The 19,738-nt window shown below is 67.3% G+C and carries 23 protein-coding genes and 1 other RNA gene; 10 read left to right on the top strand and 14 right to left on the bottom strand.

Translation table 11 applies throughout. The features are described 5' to 3' along the window. Positions 1-61: 61 nt before the first annotated feature. Positions 62-2,056, bottom strand: a complete 1,995-nt coding sequence (locus RCF13_RS00685; protein ID WP_134968680.1) for a bifunctional DedA family/phosphatase PAP2 family protein — start codon at positions 2,054-2,056, stop codon at positions 62-64. An 85-nt stretch (positions 2,057-2,141) separates the two neighbouring features. Here RCF13_RS00685 and RCF13_RS00690 point away from each other — a divergent pair, with 85 nt between their 5' ends. Then, on the top strand, positions 2,142-2,804 hold the full coding sequence (locus tag RCF13_RS00690) for a serine/threonine-protein kinase (RefSeq protein ID WP_231352282.1): 663 nt from the start codon (positions 2,142-2,144) through the stop codon (positions 2,802-2,804). Then, the gene (locus tag RCF13_RS00695) at positions 2,801-3,307 is read left to right on the top strand and encodes a DUF2867 domain-containing protein (RefSeq protein ID WP_134969100.1); all 507 of its coding nucleotides are present in this window, start codon (positions 2,801-2,803) and stop codon (positions 3,305-3,307) included. Before RCF13_RS00690 ends, RCF13_RS00695 begins: the two co-directional genes overlap by 4 nt. Positions 3,308-3,416: 109 nt before the next feature. Here the strand turns inward: RCF13_RS00695 and RCF13_RS00700 are convergent, their stop codons facing one another. Next, positions 3,417-4,100, bottom strand: coding sequence for a hypothetical protein (locus tag RCF13_RS00700; protein ID WP_134969099.1), 684 nt, complete (start codon positions 4,098-4,100; stop codon positions 3,417-3,419). A gap of 108 nt (positions 4,101-4,208) precedes the next feature. On the opposite strand from RCF13_RS00700, the gene RCF13_RS00705 reads away from it, so the two are divergent. From RCF13_RS00705 to RCF13_RS00715, 3 genes are all read left to right on the top strand, one after another. Beyond that, on the top strand, positions 4,209-5,027 hold the full coding sequence (locus RCF13_RS00705; protein WP_049439911.1) for an NAD(P)-dependent oxidoreductase: 819 nt from the start codon (positions 4,209-4,211) through the stop codon (positions 5,025-5,027). 92 nt (positions 5,028-5,119) lie between these two features. Then, the gene (locus RCF13_RS00710) at positions 5,120-6,112 is read left to right on the top strand and encodes a YiiG family protein (protein WP_061480496.1); all 993 of its coding nucleotides are present in this window, start codon (positions 5,120-5,122) and stop codon (positions 6,110-6,112) included. Positions 6,113-6,272: 160 nt separating this feature from the next. After that, positions 6,273-7,214, top strand: a complete 942-nt coding sequence (locus RCF13_RS00715) for a YiiG family protein (RefSeq protein WP_061480495.1) — start codon at positions 6,273-6,275, stop codon at positions 7,212-7,214. 102 nt (positions 7,215-7,316) lie between these two features. Here the strand turns inward: RCF13_RS00715 and RCF13_RS00720 are convergent, their stop codons facing one another. Continuing rightward, positions 7,317-8,189: an ion transporter gene (locus RCF13_RS00720; protein WP_049439908.1), complete on the bottom strand. Its 873-nt coding sequence runs from the start codon at positions 8,187-8,189 to the stop codon at positions 7,317-7,319. Between the two features lie 63 nt (positions 8,190-8,252). Between RCF13_RS00720 and RCF13_RS00725 the strand changes: the two genes are divergently transcribed. Beyond that, positions 8,253-9,479, top strand: coding sequence for an acetylornithine transaminase (locus tag RCF13_RS00725; protein ID WP_061480494.1), 1,227 nt, complete (start codon positions 8,253-8,255; stop codon positions 9,477-9,479). Between the two features lie 93 nt (positions 9,480-9,572). On the opposite strand, the gene RCF13_RS00730 is transcribed toward RCF13_RS00725, so the two are convergent. Further along, entirely contained in the window at positions 9,573-10,175 is a 603-nt protein-coding gene (locus RCF13_RS00730; protein WP_061480493.1) for an HAD-IA family hydrolase, read from the bottom strand. Between the two features lie 122 nt (positions 10,176-10,297). On the opposite strand from RCF13_RS00730, the gene azu reads away from it, so the two are divergent. Further along, positions 10,298-10,747: an azurin gene (gene azu / locus RCF13_RS00735; protein ID WP_061480492.1), complete on the top strand. Its 450-nt coding sequence runs from the start codon at positions 10,298-10,300 to the stop codon at positions 10,745-10,747. Positions 10,748-10,819: 72 nt separating this feature from the next. Here the strand turns inward: azu and hemL are convergent, their stop codons facing one another. Continuing rightward, positions 10,820-12,109: a glutamate-1-semialdehyde 2,1-aminomutase gene (gene hemL, locus RCF13_RS00740; protein ID WP_061480491.1), complete on the bottom strand. Its 1,290-nt coding sequence runs from the start codon at positions 12,107-12,109 to the stop codon at positions 10,820-10,822. A gap of 18 nt (positions 12,110-12,127) precedes the next feature. After that, entirely contained in the window at positions 12,128-12,754 is a 627-nt protein-coding gene (gene thiE, locus RCF13_RS00745) for a thiamine phosphate synthase (protein ID WP_061480490.1), read from the bottom strand. Between the two features lie 34 nt (positions 12,755-12,788). Between thiE and RCF13_RS00750 the strand changes: the two genes are divergently transcribed. Continuing rightward, positions 12,789-13,013: a rubredoxin gene (locus tag RCF13_RS00750; RefSeq protein WP_014038358.1), complete on the top strand. Its 225-nt coding sequence runs from the start codon at positions 12,789-12,791 to the stop codon at positions 13,011-13,013. A 59-nt stretch (positions 13,014-13,072) separates the two neighbouring features. On the opposite strand, the gene RCF13_RS00755 is transcribed toward RCF13_RS00750, so the two are convergent. The 8 genes from RCF13_RS00755 to RCF13_RS00790 form a co-directional block, all read right to left on the bottom strand. Continuing rightward, positions 13,073-13,918 carry a SirB1 family protein gene (locus tag RCF13_RS00755; RefSeq protein ID WP_005419007.1) on the bottom strand — a complete coding sequence of 282 codons (846 nt, stop codon included), beginning with the start codon at positions 13,916-13,918 and terminating at the stop codon, positions 13,073-13,075. Positions 13,919-14,078: 160 nt separating this feature from the next. Beyond that, a complete protein-coding gene (locus RCF13_RS00760) occupies positions 14,079-14,525 on the bottom strand; it encodes a DUF192 domain-containing protein (RefSeq protein ID WP_134969428.1) in 447 nt (148 codons plus the stop codon). Between the two features lie 21 nt (positions 14,526-14,546). Continuing rightward, entirely contained in the window at positions 14,547-15,194 is a 648-nt protein-coding gene (gene rpiA / locus RCF13_RS00765; RefSeq protein ID WP_005419003.1) for a ribose-5-phosphate isomerase RpiA, read from the bottom strand. A gap of 23 nt (positions 15,195-15,217) precedes the next feature. Beyond that, entirely contained in the window at positions 15,218-15,697 is a 480-nt protein-coding gene (locus tag RCF13_RS00770; RefSeq protein WP_061480756.1) for an EVE domain-containing protein, read from the bottom strand. Continuing rightward, complete coding sequence (locus RCF13_RS00775) at positions 15,694-16,287, bottom strand: 5-formyltetrahydrofolate cyclo-ligase (RefSeq protein WP_032954483.1); 594 nt, start codon at positions 16,285-16,287, stop codon at positions 15,694-15,696. The genes RCF13_RS00770 and RCF13_RS00775 overlap by 4 nt, the downstream gene beginning before the upstream one ends. 83 nt (positions 16,288-16,370) lie before the next feature. Next, a non-coding RNA gene (gene ssrS, locus RCF13_RS00780) (6S RNA) lies at positions 16,371-16,556 on the bottom strand. 97 nt (positions 16,557-16,653) lie between these two features. Further along, on the bottom strand, positions 16,654-16,950 hold the full coding sequence (locus RCF13_RS00785; RefSeq protein ID WP_180877994.1) for a cell division protein ZapA: 297 nt from the start codon (positions 16,948-16,950) through the stop codon (positions 16,654-16,656). Beyond that, complete coding sequence (locus RCF13_RS00790) at positions 16,947-17,168, bottom strand: TIGR02449 family protein (RefSeq protein ID WP_005418996.1); 222 nt, start codon at positions 17,166-17,168, stop codon at positions 16,947-16,949. Before RCF13_RS00790 ends, RCF13_RS00785 begins: the two co-directional genes overlap by 4 nt. A gap of 154 nt (positions 17,169-17,322) precedes the next feature. Here RCF13_RS00790 and RCF13_RS00795 point away from each other — a divergent pair, with 154 nt between their 5' ends. Then, positions 17,323-17,871: a UPF0149 family protein gene (locus tag RCF13_RS00795; RefSeq protein ID WP_005418994.1), complete on the top strand. Its 549-nt coding sequence runs from the start codon at positions 17,323-17,325 to the stop codon at positions 17,869-17,871. A gap of 5 nt (positions 17,872-17,876) precedes the next feature. After that, positions 17,877-19,199: an aminopeptidase P N-terminal domain-containing protein gene (locus RCF13_RS00800; protein ID WP_134968839.1), complete on the top strand. Its 1,323-nt coding sequence runs from the start codon at positions 17,877-17,879 to the stop codon at positions 19,197-19,199. Positions 19,200-19,738 lie beyond the last annotated feature (539 nt).

Raw genomic sequence — 19,738 nt, forward strand, 5'->3', positions numbered from 1 at the left:
GGCATGGCCCGGCGCTACCCGTCCGTGTTCCGGTAGCGCCGGGCCATGCCCGGCGGCTCCATCACGGTGTGGTCTTCAACCGCAGCACCGGCAACCCGGTTTCGCTGTGCACGTCCTCGCGCTGCGGCAGGTCCTGCACGGCGTCCTTCACGGCATTCAATGCCGGGTCGACGCCACGCAGCGGGTGCCACATGCCGATCCACTCGAAATGGCGTTCGTAGCGCAGGGTCTGTGCACTGCCCAGCCACAGCGGCGTGTTGCCCGGCTGCAACCGCGCAGGGGCCGGCCACAGGCGCAGTACGTAGCGCTCATCACGGTGTGTACCCGGGCGTACCATCAACAGCGCTTCCACGCGGGTTTCCAGCGTCGCCGGCAGCACCGGCAGTTCATCGGCGCCGGTGTTCTTGTCCAGCATCAGCAGCGCCTGCTGCCAGCCGGCCTGCTCCTGCCGCTTCCAGCCGCGCGCTTCCAGTTGTGCCTGCAGCGGTGCCAGCGGACCGGCCACCTGCACGTCCAGCGGCCAGCGCTGGTCGTCATCGAACTCGTTGCGGCGCGCCGGCAGTGTCGCCCAGTCGTGCTGCCACCAGGCCTGCGTGTCCATTGCCTGCGGGGCCGGCAAGGTCGGCTCGAAGCGTTCCAGCTTCACCGGGATATTGCGCGGTGCGTACCACATCGCGGCGACGGCGAAGACGCCGTAGAACAGCCATGCCACCGGCTTCACCCAGAACGAGCGGTTGAAGCGGCGGCGGTAGGCGATGCCCAGCACCAGCAGCCAGAACGTGCCGAACAGCATGCCGCCGATCACATCGCTCAGCCAGTGCGCGCCCAGGTACAGGCGCGAGAAACCGATCAGGCTGACCACGATGCCCGACACCAGGTACGGCCAGACGCGGGTGCGGCCGGGCATCTCGCGGGCGATCAGCACCGCGAAGAAGCCGAAGGTGATGGTGGCCATCGTCACCGACACCGACGGGAAGCCGAAGCCGCTGCTGGCGTCGACCGGACGCACCACGTCGACGGTAGCGCCGAGCAGCATGGTCAGCGCCAGGCCGAAGGCCAGCGCGGCCAGCCAGTGTGCGGCCGCCATCCAGCGCCGGCGCCAGACCAGGTAGCCCATCGCCGCCGCAGTGGCCGGCAGCAGCACCTGCCAGGCGCCCAGCGACGCCAGCGCGGCCATCGGGTAATCGGCCAGCGGGTTGCGCAGGGCCAGCATGGCCTGGTGTATCAGCAGGTCGATCGCCAGTGGCTCGCCATGCGCGACCACCACGGTCAGCAGCGCGAACCAGCCCCAGCCCAGCACCAGCAGCATCAGCGCCAGCATCGCCAGCGGCACCGACTCGCGCCGCTTCGGGTCCAGCACACCGACGGTGTAGCGGCCCAGCGTCGGATGGCGGTTGGACCAGTCAAGCAGGCGTGCCAGCCAGTTGTCCATGCGCGCGGCCGACCAGCGGTAGCCGTACAGCACAATGGCCCAGACCAGGCCGAGGATCACCGCCAGCAGGCCGACCACCACCACCAGCCGACCGGCTACCGCGGCCACCGCGTCATAGGCCTCGCCAAGAATCCAGCCCGGGGCCAGGAACAGCACCGCCCATGAAATGCTGGCGATGCCACTGGCCTGCACATAGCGGCTGGCTGGCATCTTCATCATGCCCGCGATGGCGGGCACGAACGGCCGGATCGCGCCGACGTAGCGTGCCACCAGGATGCTCTTGAAGGCATTGCGGCGGAACAGGTTTTCGCCGCGGTCGAGCAGCTGCGGGTAACGGCTGAAGGGCCACACGCCACGCAGGCGGTCACCCCAGCGGCGCCCGATCCAGTAACTGATGCCATCACCGGCGAACGCGCCCAGTGCGGCTGCGGCCACCGCGTACGGCCCGGAGATCTGGCCCAGGCCGATGAACACGCCCACCGCGAACAGCAGCGGCAGGGCCGGCACGATGGCACCGAGAATGATCACCGCATCGCAGAAGGCGATGAGGAAGATAACGGCACCCGCCAGCACGGGGTGAGCGGCAATCCACGCGAGCGTGGCGTCGATCCATGAAGAGTCCATTGCCCGATTATAGGGGCGTGAAGGTGACTGGTTCCCAGCCGCTTGGTGACCGTTTGCAACCGGCGCCATCGCCTAGAATGGGCCCATGCCGCATACGCCAGACACGCCACCGCATGCTTTGAAGGCCGACAGCTTCGGTCGCATCCTCCGTGTGGAAGGGCCGGCCGGCCCCTTCGTACGCCGTGACCTGGGCGCCACGCCGCTGTGGTTGCGGCTGCCGGCCTGGTGGCTGGCCCGCCGCGAAGCGCGCGCGCTGCGCCATATCCACGGCATGGCCGATGTGCCGCAGCTGCTGGCTTGGAATGGGCATCATCTCGACCGCAGTTTCATGGCCGGCGACGCCATGTACCAGCGCCCACCGCGTGGCGACCTGGCCTGGTTCCGCGCCGCGCGTCGCCTGCTGCAGCAGCTGCATCGGCGCGGCGTGGTCCACAACGACCTGGCCAAGGAAGCCAACTGGCTGGTGACCGAAGACGGCCGCCCGGCATTGATCGATTTCCAGCTGGCAGTGATCGGCAACCCGCGCTCGCGCTGGATGCGCCTGCTGGCCCGCGAGGACCTGCGCCACCTGCTCAAGCACAAGCGCATGTATTGCCGCGAGTCGCTCACCCCGGTGGAGAAGCGGGTGCTCAAGCGCACCTCGTGGGTGCGCGAACTGTGGTTCGCCACCGGCAAGCCGGTCTACCGCTTCGTCACCCGCCGCATCCTGCATTGGGAAGACAACGAGGGGCAGGGGCCGAAGCCGTGAGCACTGCGCAGGTGGTGACCGGCCCGCCAAGCGCGCGCAGTGTCCTGCGCCCACAGCTGGCCGGCGCCGACTTCGTGCATGCCTGCCAGGCAACGACCCATCGTGATGGACGCTCGGCCTTGCAGGCCTATCGCGATATGGCCGCGACCATTCCCGGCTGGTTCGATGGGCTGATGGCGCTGCGCAATCGCGGCATGCGCCTGCTCGGCATGAAGCACCTGGGCTCGTTGCGCGCGGTGCAGGATGTTGCGGATCCTCAACCCGGGCAGCGACTGGGCATCTTCACCCTGCAGTCGTTGGATGACGATGCCATCGTGCTGGAAGACGACGACCGCCACCTGCGTGTGCAGCTGGCCCTGCAGTGGCACGGCGACGTGCTGGAAGTGGCAACGGTGGTGCATACGCACAACGCGTTCGGGCGCGTGTACATGCTGCCAGTTGCGCCGGTGCATCAGCTGATCGTGCCGCATCTGCTGAGGAAGCAGGTGCAGGGGTACCGGTAGATCCACACGATGCGTGGATGCGCCGGGGAGAACCGTATTGTAGAGCCGAGCTATGCTCGGCTGCATTCAATGAGCCGAGCATGGCTCGGCTCTACAGAGGCTTGTGACCTTACGGCGTCGCCGGCACTACCTGCTGGCCGATGAAGTTGCGCTTGGCATCGAAGTCGTAGGCGATCTGCAGCTGGCCCACATCCGGGCAGGCGTGGCAGTCGCGCAGCGGCGTGCGGTACAGCAGGCGGATGCCGCCGTTCTCCAGCGGCGTGGCCCCGGCCGACTGCGCCGGTGCGAACGGCGTGGCCTGCGGGTGGTCCTTCAGCAGGGCCTGCACGGCGGGGTCGGCACGCAGGGTGTCGTCCAGCTGCACGGCATCCACATCGATGCGCTTGCCGGTGGCGTCGACCAGGCGGGTGCCCTCGTTGGTGTTGGCGCGGAACGGATACTCGACCGTGGCAATGCCCAGGCCTTCGTTCTCATGCCAGGCCGTCACGTAGGCCAGCTCGCCGCCGGTGGACAACTGTTCGGCGGCAGCAATGGCATCGGCGCTTGCGCCACCAGCGCGCATCGCATCGTGCAGGCACTCACGCGTGGCCGCATTCTCGCCCTGGCGGCAGGCGTTGAGGTCGCCATCCCACACCACTGCCTCGCTCCAGCGCAGCTTGCCGTCCGCGGCGGCTTTTTCTGCGCTGGGCGTGTCACCGGCCGACGGTTCCTTGCCGGGTTCCGGCGAACGGCCCTGGCAGGCGGTCAGCAGGGCAAGCCCCAGGGCAGGCAGCAACAGGCGGGAACGGCGCATGGCGTGAACCTCGTGCGTTGACTGGAGGCCCTAGTATCGTCAAGCCCGGGTGAACTCCACGTCGGCGCGGCATACTAGCGGCTCATTGCATACGCTGGAGTGTGGAACGTGGGCAGTCTGCAGGGCAAAACGCTTTTCATCACGGGTGCCTCGCGTGGCATCGGCCTGGCCATCGCACTGCGCGCTGCGCGTGACGGCGCCAACGTGGCGATTGCGGCCAAGTCGGCGGTGCCGAACCCAAAGCTGCCGGGCACCATCCATACCGCAGCCGAAGCCGTTACCGCGGCCGGCGGCCAGGGGCTGGCGCTGAAGTGCGACATCCGCGAGGAAGAGCAGGTGCAGGCGGCGGTTGCCGCCACGGTCGACGCCTTTGGTGGCATCGACATCCTGGTCAACAATGCCAGCGCGATCTGGCTGCGTGGCACGCTGGATACGCCGATGAAACGCTTCGACCTGATGCAGCAGGTCAATTCGCGCGGCAGTTTCCTGTGCGCGCAGGCCTGCCTGCCGTACCTGCTGCAGGCGCCGAATCCGCACATCCTGACCCTGGCGCCGCCGCCCAGCCTGGAACCGAAGTGGTGGGGCGCGCATACCGGCTACACGCTGGCGAAGATGGGCATGAGCTTCGTCACGCTCGGCCTGGCCGCGGAATTCGGCCCGCAGGGTGTGGCGGTGAACGCGCTGTGGCCGCGCACGGTGATCGCCACCGATGCAATCAACATGATTCCGGGCGTGGATGCAGCGGGCTGCCGTACGCCGCAGATCATGGCCGACGCCGCGCATGCGGTGCTGGTGCGTGAGGCGGCGGGTTTCCACGGCCAGTTCCTGATCGACGATGAAGTGCTGGCACAGGCCGGCGTCAGCGATCTGTCCGGCTATGCCGTGGACCCGTCGCGGTCGTTGTTGCCGGATCTGTTCCTGGACTGAGTGCTACGTTGCGCAAGGGCCGAGGGCTGCGGCCCTCGGCCTGCTGCGCTAGAATGCAGGGCTGTAATCGTTTTCAACAGGGATGTGAACACATGACACGTACGCTTTCCATCGCGGCGCTGGCCGCTTCGCTGTCGCTTGTCCTGGCCGCCTGCGGTGGCAAGGCCCCTGCAACTGCTGGCGACGCCGGCGCCGCAGGCACGCCGGAGGTCAACACGGTGCCGTCGGACGCACAGCAGCAGTTGACGGCGAAGCTCAACGCCTACATCGGCTGCTTCAACGCGCTTGATTCGAAGACGCACGACAGCCTCCAGTCCTACACGCGCTGGATCAAGGACGTCGAGGCCGGCCCGAGCGGGCGCGAGACACAGGTGTACGGTCCGTTCGAGATCAGCGATTACGACATGAAGCAGTGCGATGGCCCCGTGACCGAGGCGATGGCTGCCAAGCCGGCGCTGGCTGAGCTCGATGCCGCTGCTGGGCATTACCAGCAGGCGCTGAAGGCGCTGGTGCCGGTCAGCAAGGAGGCGCACGACTACTATGATCGCCAGGACTACGAAGACGACCAGTTTGCCAAGGGCAAGCAGCTGCACGCGCCCTTGATGGCCGCATTCAAGGACTTCGTGGCTGCCAGCGAAACGTTCAACGCCGAGCTGGAGCGCCAGAATGACGCTGCCCAGCGCGAGCAGCTCAAGGTATTGGAACAGGCCGAGGGGCGAACGCGCGAGTATTACCGTCTGGCGATGATGCTGGAAGCCAAGGCGATCGTGGAGCTGATGAGCGAGGACGACTTTGATCCGGCCCAAGCCCGTGAACGACTCGACGCCTTCAACCGTATTTCCGACGAGGCGCATGCCAAGGTGGCCGATCAGGAGCCGGGCAAGCTGGACTGGAACAGCTTCGAGCGCGAAGCCGAGAACTTCCGTCGGGAAGGCAAGGAGCGGCTGCAGCGGGTCAGCAGCAAGACGCCCTACAGCGATTTCGAACGGCGCATGCTGGATTCGCCCTCGATGGCACCGCGTGGCTCTGCCAGCAAGCTGATGCAGGAATACAACTCGCTCGTTTTCCAGAGCAACCGCCAGTAGGCGGGAAGCTCAACGCGTTATTTTTGTCGCAATTGAGCAGGTTGATCGCGACATGACACGCCCCGCAGCCCCGAATGCCAGCACCTTCCCGAGGTGCTGGAGCGCGCGCTCGCGCCATGCATGACGATGCCTGCAGTTTTCACTGGTGCAAGGAACTGATTTGAACGCATCCACACGCCTGATTCCTGTTCTCCTGCTCTGCGCGCTGGCCGGCTGCAACAACCCGGCCGGGCTGGCTGTCGCCGATCCCGGGCTGGAAAAGGTGAACGCCTATATCGAGTGCTACAACGGCGTCGAACAGCCCATCCACGAGGGTTTCCAGACCTACACCGGTTGGATGAAGGATTCCGAAGCCGGTCCAACCGGCAAGGAAGCGCAGCCGCGCTCACCTGGCAAGGTGTTGTCGCACCGCGTCGAGTACTGCGGCCAGCCGCTGACCGATGCGCTGGCAAAGACCCCTGCCACGCCACTGGATGCACCCGCGCGACAGTACCAGCAGGCATTCCAGGCACTGAACACCCTGATCGAGCGTGCCGATGGGTACTTCACCCGCGAGGACTATCGTCGCGATGGTGGCGAAGGGATGCGCAGCCAGCATGCCCCGCTGATGCAGGCCTATGCTGATTTCTTCAAGGCCAGCGAAGCAATGGATGCGGCGCTGGAAAAGAACGAGAACGATCGCCGCGCCGCCCAGCTGAAGCAGATCGAGGAAAGCGAAGGCCGCTCGCTGGCCTATTACCACCTGCGCCTTGTCGGCGATGGCAAGCAGCTGGCGATGGCGTTCCAGGGCGAGGCACCGGACGTTGCGGTGTTGCGCGGCCAGCTGGCCGACTATCAGGCGCTGGTGACGGAAATCCAGAACGGTGGTGTCGGCAAGGACGACCCGATGTGGGGCCATGTGCAGCGCTCGGCCGACAAGCTGGTGCGTAGCGCCGGTCGCGGTGTCGAGCGTCTGGAGCAGGGCAAGCCGATCACCGCCGATGCGTTGGCCGCCGAGCGCAAGGCGTCGGGCAGCTGGCTCACCACCGACCCTGAAGGCGCACAGTCGACGATTCTGGATGCCTACAACGACCTGGTGACCACCAGCAACCGCATGCGCTGAGGGCGATCCACACAGGGCGTGGATCTGCCCACGGTAGCGCCGGGCCATGCCCGGCGCGCACCCTGCGGGGTTGGTAGTGCCGGCCGCTGGCCGGCATGTGACTCAATGGCTGAATGCATCCGGCAGTTCACCGCCACATCTGCGGCAATGCCGTGCATCCGGCTCGTGGCCTTCCAGCCCGCAGTGCGGGCAGCCGCGGGCATCACGGCGCGCCGCCAGCTCGGCTTCGCGCATGGTGCTGGCCAGTTCGGCGGTGTAGATGCCGGTAGGCACGGCGATGATGCTGTAGCCGATCAGGATCAGCACCGAGGTGACGAAGCGGCCCAGCACGGTCTGCGGCACGATGTCGCCGAAGCCGACCGTGGCCATGGTCACCACCGCCCAGTACATGCTGGCCGGGATGTTGGTGAAGCCGTGTTCGGGGCCCTCGATCACGTACATCAGCGCCCCGGCGATGATGGTGATGGTGATCACCGTGAACAGGAACACCAGCACCTTGCGCCGGCTGCGCCACAGCGACGTCATCAGGACGCCGCTTTCCTCGATGTAGCGGGTCAGCTTGAGGATGCGGAATACCCGCAGGATGCGCAGCGCACGCACCACCAGCAGGCTCTGCGCGCCCGGGATGAACATCGACAGGTAGGCGGGCAGGATCGACAGCAGGTCGATGATGCCCCAGATGCTCACCGCGTAGCGCAGCGGGCGCTTGACCACCGCCAGCCGCAGCAGGTACTCGGCGGTGAAGATGATGGTGAAGCCCCATTCCAGGATGTACAGGCCGGTGGACCACTCGGCATGCAGGTGCTGCACGCTGTCGATCATCACCACCAGGATGCTGGCGACGATCGCCACCACCAGGATCAAGTCGAAGTTGCGCGAGGGCCGCGAGTCATGGCGGTAGATGATGTCGAACCACCGACGGCGCCAGCCGGTCTCGGTGGCGGGGTTCAGCTGGGGGGCGGAAAACGGTCGCATGGGCGCATTGTGCCGCAGGGGTTCCGGCGCGAGAATGGGGATTCCTGAACCCTGCCGACTGCCATGACCGCCGCTACCGATCCGCTGATCTCCCTTTCGCACTATTACCTGCCGGTCTACAAGCCCCGCCAGGTGGTACTGGAACGAGGCCAGGGCGCCCGCGTGTGGGACAGCCAGGGGCGTGAGTTCATCGACCTGGCTGCGGGTATCGCCGTGTGCGGCCTGGGCCACAACGATCCGGACCTGGTGGCCGCGCTGGTCGAGCAGGCCGGCAAGCTCTGGCACACCAGCAATGTGTTCTACAGCGCACCGCCGCTGCACCTGGCCGAGGAGCTGGTGAAGGTCAGCCGCTTCGCCGAGCGCGTGTTCCTGTGCAATTCCGGCGCCGAAGCCAACGAAGTGGCGATCAAGATGGTCCGCAAGTGGGCCTCCAGCCAGGGCCGTCCCGCCGACAAGCGGGTGATCATCACTTTCCGTGGCAGCTTCCACGGCCGCACGATGGGCGCGGTGACCGCTACTGCCCAGCCGAAGTACCAGGAAGGCTACGAGCCGCTGCCCGGTGGCTTCCGCTACATCGATTTCAACGATGAGGTGCAGCTGGAAACCGCGATGGCCGCCGGCGACGTGGCGGCGGTGATGCTGGAGCCGATCCAGGGCGAGGGCGGCGTGATGCCGGCCAAGTCCGGCTTCCTCAAGCGCGTGCGCGAGCTGTGCGACCAGCACAACGCACTGCTGGTGCTGGACGAGATCCAGGCCGGCATGGGCCGCACCGGCACGCTGTTCGCGCACTGGCAGGATGATGTGGTGCCGGACATGGTCACCCTGGCCAAGGCACTCGGTGGCGGCTTCCCGATCGGCGCGATGCTGGCCGGCCCGAAGGTGGCTGAGACCATGCAGTTCGGCGCGCACGGCACCACCTTCGGCGGCAACCCCCTGGCCGCCGCGGTGGCCCGCGTGGCACTGCGCAAGCTGGCCTCGGCGGAGATCGCCGCCAATGTCAGCCGCCAGTCGAAGGCGCTGCGCGATGGCTTCGCCCGCATCAACGACGAGTTTGGTGTGTTCAGCGACGTGCGTGGCCGCGGCCTGATGCTGGGCGCGGTGCTGGGCAAGGACTTCGCCGGCCAGGCCGGGGCGATCCTCGACCATGCCGCCGAGCACGGCCTGCTGACCCTGCAGGCCGGCCCGGACGTGCTGCGCTTCGTGCCGTCGCTGAACATCACCGACGAAGAAGTGGCCGAAGGCCTCAAGCGCCTGCGCGCAGCGATTGCTGCGTTCATTGCCGCGCGCTGAAGCCGGCAGAGGCATCTGTAGAGCCGAGCCTACGCTCGGCTCATCGCGATGTCAGGCAACAGGAGCCGAGCATGGGCTCGGCTCTACAGCGCGTCACGCGATCCTATAGCGCTTCAACACCTTGCCCAATCCACGGCCATCGCGCACGGTTTCCGCGTGCAGGCCGGCGGCGCGTGCGCCGCGCACATTGGCGAACAGGTCATCGACGAACAGCGTGTGCGAAGGCGCCACGCCCAGTACGTCGAGTGTGCGCAGGAATACTGCGGGCTCAGGTTTGCGCAGGCCGAAATCGGCGCTGCAGAACACGCGTCCCTGCAGCGCAGGGAACAGTTCCGGCAGCAGGGTGGGCAGCGCCTGTGCCATCAGCGCGCCGTTGTTGGTCAGTACCGCCAGTGGCAGCTGCAGAACCTGCAGCCGCTGCAGCACCGCGTGCTGCGGATGGCTGGCCGCCTGGCGTGCGGCGATCCAGCTGGGTACATCGACGGTCCTGCCCAGGCACGCCCCCAGCTGCGCCAGATAGGCCGGACCCTGCAGCGTGCCGTTGTCATGCGCCGCTTCCAGTCCGCTGTCGAACAGCGCCGCCTGCACTGCGGCAGGGGTAACATCCAGTGCCTGCGCCAGGTGCAGCACGCGCTGCGCGCGCTGGTACTGCACCAGCACGCCGTCCACATCCAGCAGCAACAGGTCGATCCGCATCGGTCGAGCATGCCATTGCAGTGAGTGCGCGGGAAACCCTGGAGTGGGCATGCGACAGACGGTCGCAGACGCGGCCGCAGGGGCCTGCCTAGAATGGTGCTTGAACCGCAGGAGAGGCAACGATGAAGGCTTGGTGGGTGGCAGTGGGACTGGGCGCGCTGATGCTGGCGCCGTCGGCGATGGCGCGGGTGTGTGCGGTGAGCATCGACAGCACCGACCAGATGAGCTTCAGCAGTCGCGAGATCAAGCTCGCCGCTGATTGCACCGCCGTGGATCTGACCCTGCGCCATACCGGCAAGCTGGCCGCTACCGCGATGGGCCATAACTGGGTGCTGACCCGCACGGCCGACTACCAGCCGGTGGCACTGGCAGGCATGCGCATGACCCTGGCCGACAGCTACCTGCCGAAGGCCGACAAGCGCGTGCTGGCGCACACCAAAGTAATTGGTGGTGGCGAGACCACGCGCGTGCGCTTTTCCACCCAGGGCCTGCAGAAGGGCGGCGACTACACTTTCTTCTGCTCGTTCCCCGGCCACTTCGCGATGATGAAGGGCAAGTTCGTCTTCGGTTGAAAAAAGGGGACGGAGGGGATTAAGTCGTTTATGCACAAACGACTTAATCCCCTCCGTCCCCTTTCTTTGCGATCAGCCCTTGGCGGCCTTGAATGCCACGCGTGCAGCGGCGAGGGTGGCCTCGATCACCGCGTCATCGTGGGCGCTGGACAGGAAGCCGGCCTCGTACGCCGACGGCGCCAGGAACACGCCCTGCTCCAGCATCGCGTGGAAGAAGCGGTTGAACGCTGGGATGTCACAGGCGGTGGCCTGCGCATAGGTCTCCACCTTCTCACTGGTGAAGAACAGCCCGAACATCGCGCCCACGCGGGTGGTGGTCACCGCCACGCCGGCTTCGGCGGCGGCCGCTTCCAGGCCGGCGCACAGGCGTGCGGTGCGTTCGGCCAGGTCGTCGTGGAAACCCGGCTGCTGGATCAGCTCCAGCATCGCCAGGCCAGCGGCCATCGCCACCGGGTTGCCGCTCAGCGTGCCAGCCTGGTAGATCGGGCCGGCCGGGGCGATCTGCTGCATCAGCTCGCGGCGACCGCCGTACGCACCCACCGGCATGCCGCCGCCGATGATCTTGCCGAACGTGGTCAGGTCCGGGGTGATGCCGTAGTGCGCCTGCGCACCGCCGAGGGCGACGCGGAAGCCGGTCATCACTTCGTCGAAGATCAGCAGCGCGCCGTGTTTCGTGCACAGTTCGCGCAGGTGCTGCAGGTAGCCCTCGCGCGGCGGGATGCAGTTGGCGTTGCCGACCACCGGTTCGATGATCAGGCCGGCGATGTCATCGCCCTGCTGCTCGAACAGCGCAGTGGCCGCTTCGAAGTCGTTGTAGGGCAGGGTCAGGGTCAGTTCGCTCAGCCCGGCCGGGACGCCCGGCGAGGTCGGCACGCCCAGGGTCAGCATGCCGCTGCCGGCCTTGACCAGGAACGAGTCGCCGTGGCCGTGGTAGCAGCCTTCGAACTTGACGATGCGGTTGCGGCCGGTGGCGCCACGCGCCAGGCGGATCGCCGACAGGGTGGCCTCGGTGCCGGAGTTGACCATGCGCACCATCTCGCACGACGGCACCAGGCGGGTGATGGTCTCGGCCATGGTCACCTCGGCCGCGCATGGCGCGCCGAATGACAGGCCGTTGTCGATCGCCTTCTTCACCGCCTGGCGTACCGCCGGGTGGTTGTGGCCGACGATCATCGGGCCCCAGGAGCCGACGTAGTCGATGTAGCGGTTGCCGTCGACGTCGTACAGGTAGGCGCCGTCGGCGCGCTCGACGAAGAACGGTTCGCCGCCGACCGACTTGAACGCGCGCACCGGCGAATTGACGCCGCCCGGCAACAGCTGCTGGGCGCGGGAGAACAGGGCGTGGGACTGGTCGTGGTTCATGGGGGAATATCCTGGGCGTTACGCGAACTGGGCGAGGAAGGCGCGCTGGGTCGCGACCGGGTCTTCGGCGGCGAACACGCTGCTGACCACGGCGACCAGATCGGCGCCGGCGTCGATGATGGGACCGACATTGTCCGGCGTCAGCCCGCCGATCGCCACCCGCGGCACGCCCAGTGCGGCGCTTTGCCGCAGCAGGTCGGTATGGGCGCGGCTGGTGGTGATCTTGGTGGTGGTCGGGAAAAACGCGCCGAAGGCCACGTAGCTGGCGCCGGCGGCCACGGCCCTCTCGGCATTGGCCAGCTGGTCATAGCAGGAGGCGCCGATGATGGCCTCGGGGCCGAGCAGGGCGCGCGCGCTGGGGATGTCGCCGTCGGTGCCGCCCAGGTGCACGCCCGCCGCGCCCACGGCCTTGGCCAGCGCCGGGTCATCGTTGACGATCAGCGGCACGCCGTGGTCCGCACACAGTGCCTGCAGCGCGGTGGCCTGCTCCCGCCGCAGCGCGTCGCTTGCGGTCTTGTTGCGGTACTGCAGCCAGGTGGCGCCGGCGGCCAGCAGCGGCGCGGTGCGGGCCAGCAGGCGTGCGGTATCGGGCTCGTCCGGGGTGATCAGGTAGACGCCGCGGGGCGCCGGGGAAGCAGAAGTCATCGATGGCTACCGGTGAGTGGACCGCGATGGGACAATGGCGGCCCGTGAATCCAGTCCTGATTATCCGATGAGCGATGCCACCCCCACCACCTTGCGCACCTGGATGTGCGTGGTCTGCGGCTTCCTGTACAGCGAAGCGGAAGGCTTGCCGGAGGAAGGCATCGCGCCAGGGACGCGCTGGGAGGACATTCCCGAGACCTGGACCTGCCCGGATTGCGGGGTGACCAAGGCCGATTTCGAGATGGTCGAGGTCGATTGACTGGAGGGCCACCCGGCCCATCCGGTGGGTGTGGACCGCTGGTCCACACACCGACTCCCTCAATGCAGTCGCGGCATCGGCCCGCCGAGGTCGATCAGCTTCTCGCGCAGCCACTGCGCATCGCTGGCTTCCGGGTTCCGCTTCAGGTACTGGCCCAGATCGTGGCGGGCACCGGCCAGGTACTCCAGCTGCAGGTAGGCCAGGCCGCGGTCGCGCAGCGCATCGTCCTGCTCCGGGGCCAGCTTCAGCAGGCGGTCGGCACTGCGCGCGGCGCGGTCCCACTCGCCGGCTTCGGCATACACGCCGTGCAGGTTGCGCAGCATGCGCATCAGGATCGCGCGCGCGGGCGCCGGGTCGAGGATCTGCGCCAGCACCTGGTCGTCGGGCATCTGCCCGCCCAGATGTGACTTGGCCCGCTCGCGCAGTTCGTCCACGTCCAGCGGTCGGCCACCGTTGAACGGGTCCATCACCAGCACGCCGTCGTCCACCGGCAGGCGCACCAGGAAGTGGCCGGGGAAGGACACGCCATCGAGCGGAATACCCAGCCGGCGCGCGACTTCCATCTGCACCAGCGCCAGCGAGATCGGATTGCCCAGGCGGCGCTCGAATACCTGGTTGAGGTAGCTGTTGCGCGGGTCGTAGTACTCGTCGTGGTCGCCGCTGTAGCCCAGCTCGTCGAACAGGTGGCGGTTGATCGCCGCCATCTTCAGCGGGCTGTTGTCGATGCTCTCCACTTCCGAGCGGAGGTGCTCGACATGGCTCTGGATCAGCGCGTCGTAGGTGGACGGCTGCAGATCGGGGTACTCATCGCGCGCGATCAGCAGCGCGGTCGGCAACAGTGGCAGCGCCTCGTCTTCGAGGTCGGCCAGGGCATCCCAGTCGGGGAGTGTGATCCGGTCCTGCATGGCCACAGACTGGCGTCATTCGCAGGCGGTTTCAAGCGGTATCGCGTGAAAAATTCAGGGGTCAGATGCCTTTCGCGAGCGAATGGGATCTGACCCCTGCTGGGTTGCCGCCCAGCGGCCGGCACTACCGCGCGCGCCGGCCGCTGGCCGGCCGCATCGTTTACTTTTCGATGCCCGGACCGAATTTCAGCTCCGTGCCGTCCTTGAGCTGCAGCTTCTCGGCCTGGCCGGCGTTGAGTTCCAGTACATAACGCGCCGGGCCGCCGCTGGGATAGGGCGGGCACATGTCGCCGGCCGAGCACGGCGGTACGTCGCGCTGCTGGCTGACCAGCCTGCGCTGGCTGTCGAAGTACAGGATGTCCAGCGCGATCCTGGTGTTCTTCATCCAGTACGCCTGCATTTCCTCGCGGTCGTGGATGAACAGCATGCCGTGGTCGGCCGCCATCTGGTCGCGGAACATCAGCCCGCGCGCGCGGGTTTCATCGTTGGTGGCCAGCTCGACCTGGTAGCGGGCGCCGTCCAGCTCGACCCAATGGCGGGCCGCGTCGGTGGCGCAGCCGGCCAGGGCCAGCAGCGGAAACATCAGCAGCGAACGCAACAGCGACATCGTCAGGCTCCTTCGGAAGGGTCAGAGCACGACCGGCGGCTCGCCGCCGACGATCACCACATCGGCGCGACGGCGCGCGAACAGGCCGACGCAGACCACGCCCGGCAGCTGGTTGAGCTCGCGCTCCAGCTTTTCCGGATCGGTGATCTGCAGGTTGTGGATGTCCAGGATCTGGTTGCCGTTGTCGGTGACCACGCCCTCGCGCCAGGTCGGCTGGCCGCCGGTCATGTCGCGGATCTGGCGGGCGACCAGGCTGCGCGCCATCGGGATCACTTCCACCGGCAGCGGGAACTTGCCCAGCACCGGCACCTGCTTGCTCGGGTCGACGATGCAGATGAAGCGCTCGCTGGCCTCGGCGATGATCTTCTCGCGGGTCAGTGCGGCGCCGCCGCCCTTGATCAGGCACTTGTTCGGGTCGCACTCGTCGGCGCCATCGACGTACAGCGACAGGTTGCCGCTGTGGTTCAGCTCGATCACCTCGATGCCGTGCTGCTTCAGGCGTGCGGTGCTCTGCTCGGAGCTGGACACGGCGCCCTTGATGCGGTGCTGGATGCGGGCCAGGGCATCGATGAAATAGGCCACGGTGGAACCGGTGCCGACACCGACGATCATGCCGTCTTCGACGTACTCGATGGCTTTCTCGGCGGCCAGGCGCTTGGCTTCGGACATGGGAAGAACTCTCAGGCAGGGAATCAGGATTTCTTTTCCAGCGACAGCAGCAGCTTCCACTGCGCGGCGGTCACCGGGAACACCGACAGGCGATTGCCCCTGGCAACCAGCGGGAAGCCCTCGCCCAGCTCGTCAGCGTGCAACTTGATCTCGTCCAGCGCGATCACCTGCTTGAGCTTGCGGTCGAAGGCCACGTCCACCAGCATCCAGCGCGGGTTCTCGCGCGTGCTCTTGGGGTCGTGGTAGTCGGATTTCGGGTCGAACTGGGTGTCGTCCGGGTAGGCTGGGCTGGCCACGGTGGCCAGGCCGACAATGCCGGGCACCTTGGTGTTGGAGTGGTAGAACAGGATGCCATCGCCCACCTGCATGCCATCGCGCATGAAATTGCGCGCCTGGTAGTTGCGCACCCCGTTCCAGGGTTCGACCTTGACCTTGGCCAGGTCATCGATGGAGAAGGCGTCCGGTTCGGACTTCATCAGCCAGTAGCGCTTGCGGGCGGTCATGCGTTCACGGGGGCAGCGGAGGGGAACAGGGTGCCGTCTTCGGTGCAGATCGCATCCACCGGCACGTCCCACGACGCCACCGGCAAGGACTCGACCTGCTGCACCGCGAACGCAGCACCGACCAGCCAGGGCGGCGCCGGCCGGTCGTGGCGGAAGGCGAAGCTGCGATCATACCAGCCGCCCCCCATGCCCAGCCGGCGGCACTGTGCGTCGAACCCCACCAATGGGGTCACGACCAGCGCCATCCGTTCCGGTTCCAGGGTGTCTTCCACGGCCACGTCCGGCTCGGGGATGCCATAGCGGTTGCTGGTCAGCGGCTGCCCGGGCCGCCATGGTGCGAAGCGCAGCACGTCGCCGGCCAGCACCGGCAGGCAGTAGGTGAGTCCTTCGGGCAGTTGCAGCTGCCAGCGGTGCAGGGCGATTTCGCCATCCAGCGCCCAGTAGCCGGCCACCGCGCCTTCGCGCGGGGCGAACGGCAGGGCGAGCAGGGCATCGGCAAGCGATTCGGCGGCGGCGATGCGCTCACCAGCGTTAAGGTCACGGCGGCGTTGCCGCAGGTCGTGGCGCAAGGCCTGGCGCGGGTCGGTCATGGCAGCGAGCGGCAAGGATCAGCCGCCATTGTGCCGGAAAGAACAAGGGCGACGCCCGAAGACGCCGCCCTTGCTGGAATATTGCATTCTCCGCAATGTCGATGCATGCGAAACGACCTTGAACCCGGGGGCTCAAGTGGGAACGCTGGAGAACCATCGGGCTTCCCGCTACAAGGCGGACCTGCACTCCCGGCGCTGTCGCGCTCCCGGTGTCGTTCTTAAGGGACAAGGCGAATGTTTGCACATGCCGTCGAGTACCGCAGAGAACGCGTGGCCATTATAGCCAGCACGCAGGATCTGGATAGGCCGTTCGTCGGCAACAGTCCGTGCCAATTCAGATATGAGAAGACGCGTTGTGCACGGTCTTCAGGCGCCGCCGTCGATCGCGCGGTCCAGGCGCCGGTTCAGGTCGGCCAGCGTCTGCTGCAGCGCCACGGCCTGGCGGGCGTTCTCGTCGCGCAGCAGCTGCAGTTCGTGGGCCAGGTTCAGCGCGGCCAGCACGGCGACGCGGTCGACGGCGGCCATGCGGTTGCTGCCGCGGATCTCGCGCATGCGCGCATCGAGCAGGCGTGCGGCGGCCATCAGGCTGTCGCGTTCGTCGGCGCCGACGCCCACGGTGTATTCACGATCGAGGATGCGGACACTGACCGGTTCGGCGCTCATGTGTGCTGCTCCAGGGATTTGAGCCGGCTGATCATCGCTTCCACCCGCGAGCGCGCCTGCTCGTTCTTGGCCAGCAGCGTCGAGCGCTCGGCCACCAGCTGTTCCTGCTGGTGGCGCAGGCTGCGGTTCTCCTCGGCCAGGCGCTGGTTGCGTTCAAGCAACGCGTCCACGCGGGCGGCAAAGTCCTGCAGCTGGGCAAGGGGATCGGCGGGTTCCATGCGGGCACGATAGGCAAGCCGGGTGAGGGCGGTCAAGCGCTGTCGCAGCAAGGCCGGACGGCCACGAGAGGATGCCGCAGGGTTGCTACACTACGGGGTCTCACGGGCGCGCGCGTGCGCACCCCGGGTTTCCTTATTCCGAACGAGCCGCACGATGACCGAACTTCCCTCCGTCGACGACGTTACCCGCGCCAGCCAGGCGCTGGGCCTGGGCGCTACCGCTGCCGAGCTGCACGGCGCGCTGTGCGGCTGGCTGGCCGCCGGCGGCGCCCCCGGCAACGATTGGCCGGCGCGCGTGCTCGCCGACGACACCCTGCCGCCGGTGGCCGCCGACAGCGTGCTGGGGCAGCTGCTGCAGGCCACCATCAAGCAGCTGGAAGACCGCGACTTCGCCTTCGAACTGCTGCTCGCCGACAGCGACGACGTGTCCGCGCAGGCCGATGCCATGTTCAGCTGGACCCGCTCGTTCCTGGGCGGCTTCGGCCTGGGCAGCGGCGGCCGCCGCCCGGCCCTGTCCGAAGAGGGCGAAGAAGCGCTGACCGACATGGCCAGCCTGGCGCGTGCGTCCAGTGAGGATTTCGAGGCCGGCGGCGATGACGACGACGAAGCCCTGTCGGAGATCGAGGAGTTCATCCGCGTGGCGGTGCTGCTGCTGCACGGCGACGTGGTGCTGGCCGCGCGCCATCGGCAGCGCCTGAACTGATGGATATCAGGCAGCGCACCGGCATCGCGGCCGGCGAATACAAGCGTCGCCGCCGCCAGCTGATGGACATGGCTGGCGAGGATGCGATCCTGGTGCTGCCGGCCGCAGCCGAGAAGGTGCGCAGCCTCGATACCCATTATCCGTTCCGCCAGGATTCGGATTTCCAGTACCTGAGCGGCTTCCCGGAACCGGAAGCGGTGCTGGTGCTGATTCCGGGCCGCCGCCACGGCGAGGCCATCCTGTTCTGCCGCGAGCGCGATGCCGAGCGCGAGGCCTGGGACGGCAGCCGCGCCGGCCAGGAAGGCGCGGTAGCGCAGTACGGCATGGACGATGCCTACCCGATCGATGATCTGGACGACATCCTGCCGGGCCTGTTGGAAGGGCGCTCGCGCGTCTACTACCACTTCGGCCGCGACGCCGACTTCGATCTGAAGCTGATCGGCTGGGTCAACCGCGTGCGTTCGCAGGTACGCCACGGTGCGCAGCCGCCCCATGAGTTCCTGGAGCTGGGCCACCTGCTGCACGAGCAGCGCCTGTTCAAATCCGGCGCCGAAGTGGCACTGATGCACCACGCCGCACAGATCAGCGTGCGTGCGCATCTGGCGGCGATGAAGGCCGCCAGGGCCGGCATCCACGAGTATGAACTGCAGGCCGAGCTGGAACGCGTGTTCCGCGCCAGCGATGCGGTCCCTGCGTATTGCAGCATCGTCGGTGCCGGCCGCAACGGCTGCATCCTGCATTACCGCGACAACAACGCGCGGTCGCGCGATGGCGAGCTGGTGCTGATCGACGCCGGCGCCGAGTACCGTGGCTACGCCAGCGACATCACCCGCACCTTCCCGGTGAACGGCCGCTTCAGTGCCGAGCAGCGCGCGCTGCACGACCTGGTCGGCGAGGCGCAGGCGGCGGCGCTGGCCCAGGCCAAGCCGGGCGTGCCCTACGAGGCCGGCCATCTGGCCGCAGTGCAGACCTTGACCGAGGGCCTGCTGCGCCTGGGCCTGCTGAAGGGCACGCTGGAAAAGAATCTGTCCGAAGGCCTGTACCAGCGCTTCTACCGGCACAAGACCGGCCACTGGATCGGATTGGACGTGCACGATGTGGGCGATTACCGCCTCGCCGGTGATTCACGCCTTCTGGAGCCTGGCATGGCGTTCACCATCGAGCCGGGGCTGTACATCGGCGTGGACGACACGACGGTGGAACCGCGTTGGCGCGGTATCGGCATCCGCACTGAAGACGATGTGCTGATCACCGATGACGGCCATCGCGTGCTGACCGAAGGCCTGGCGCGCAGCGCCGATGAGATCGAAGCGGTGATGGCGGGGTAGGGGTTTTCGGCAGGGCTTGCAGCCCTGCACCTGCAGAGGCCACAGCAACAGCAACCGCAACAGCGGCATTCCGTGGGATGGCGGGGTACTGTGGGTTTGCGGGGCCGCCGCAAGTACGTCCTTGTAGGCTTGGTCGCCGCATCCATGCGGCTCACACCCCGCAAACCCACAGTACCCCGCCTTCGACAGGTTCACGCGGCTGTTGGTAGGTGTCGACCTTGGTCGACACAGAGCGAGCGCAGCGAGCGACCCGCTTTTGCTTTTCTTTCTTTCTTCCGTGGTTGGACGCACACGGAAACTGTCAGAGGTGGGGCGGGGTGGGTTCGCGGGGGTGTCCGCGGCATGGATGCCGCGGCCAAGCCTCCAGGGATGGATTCACGGCGTCCCCCGCGAACCCACCCCGCCCCGCCAAGCGCGGCTATTGCTCCAAGCAGCCAACCACGAGGGGCTCAGCCGTTGGCCGCCGCAAACGCCGGCCGCGTCAGGTTGTCCGCCTCGCCATCAGTGCACAGCACTTCGTCTTCGATGCGGATGCCGCC

The sequence above is a fragment of the Stenotrophomonas maltophilia group sp. RNC7 genome (genome assembly GCF_030910085.1).
Classification (GTDB): Bacteria; Pseudomonadota; Gammaproteobacteria; order Xanthomonadales; family Xanthomonadaceae; genus Stenotrophomonas; species Stenotrophomonas sepilia.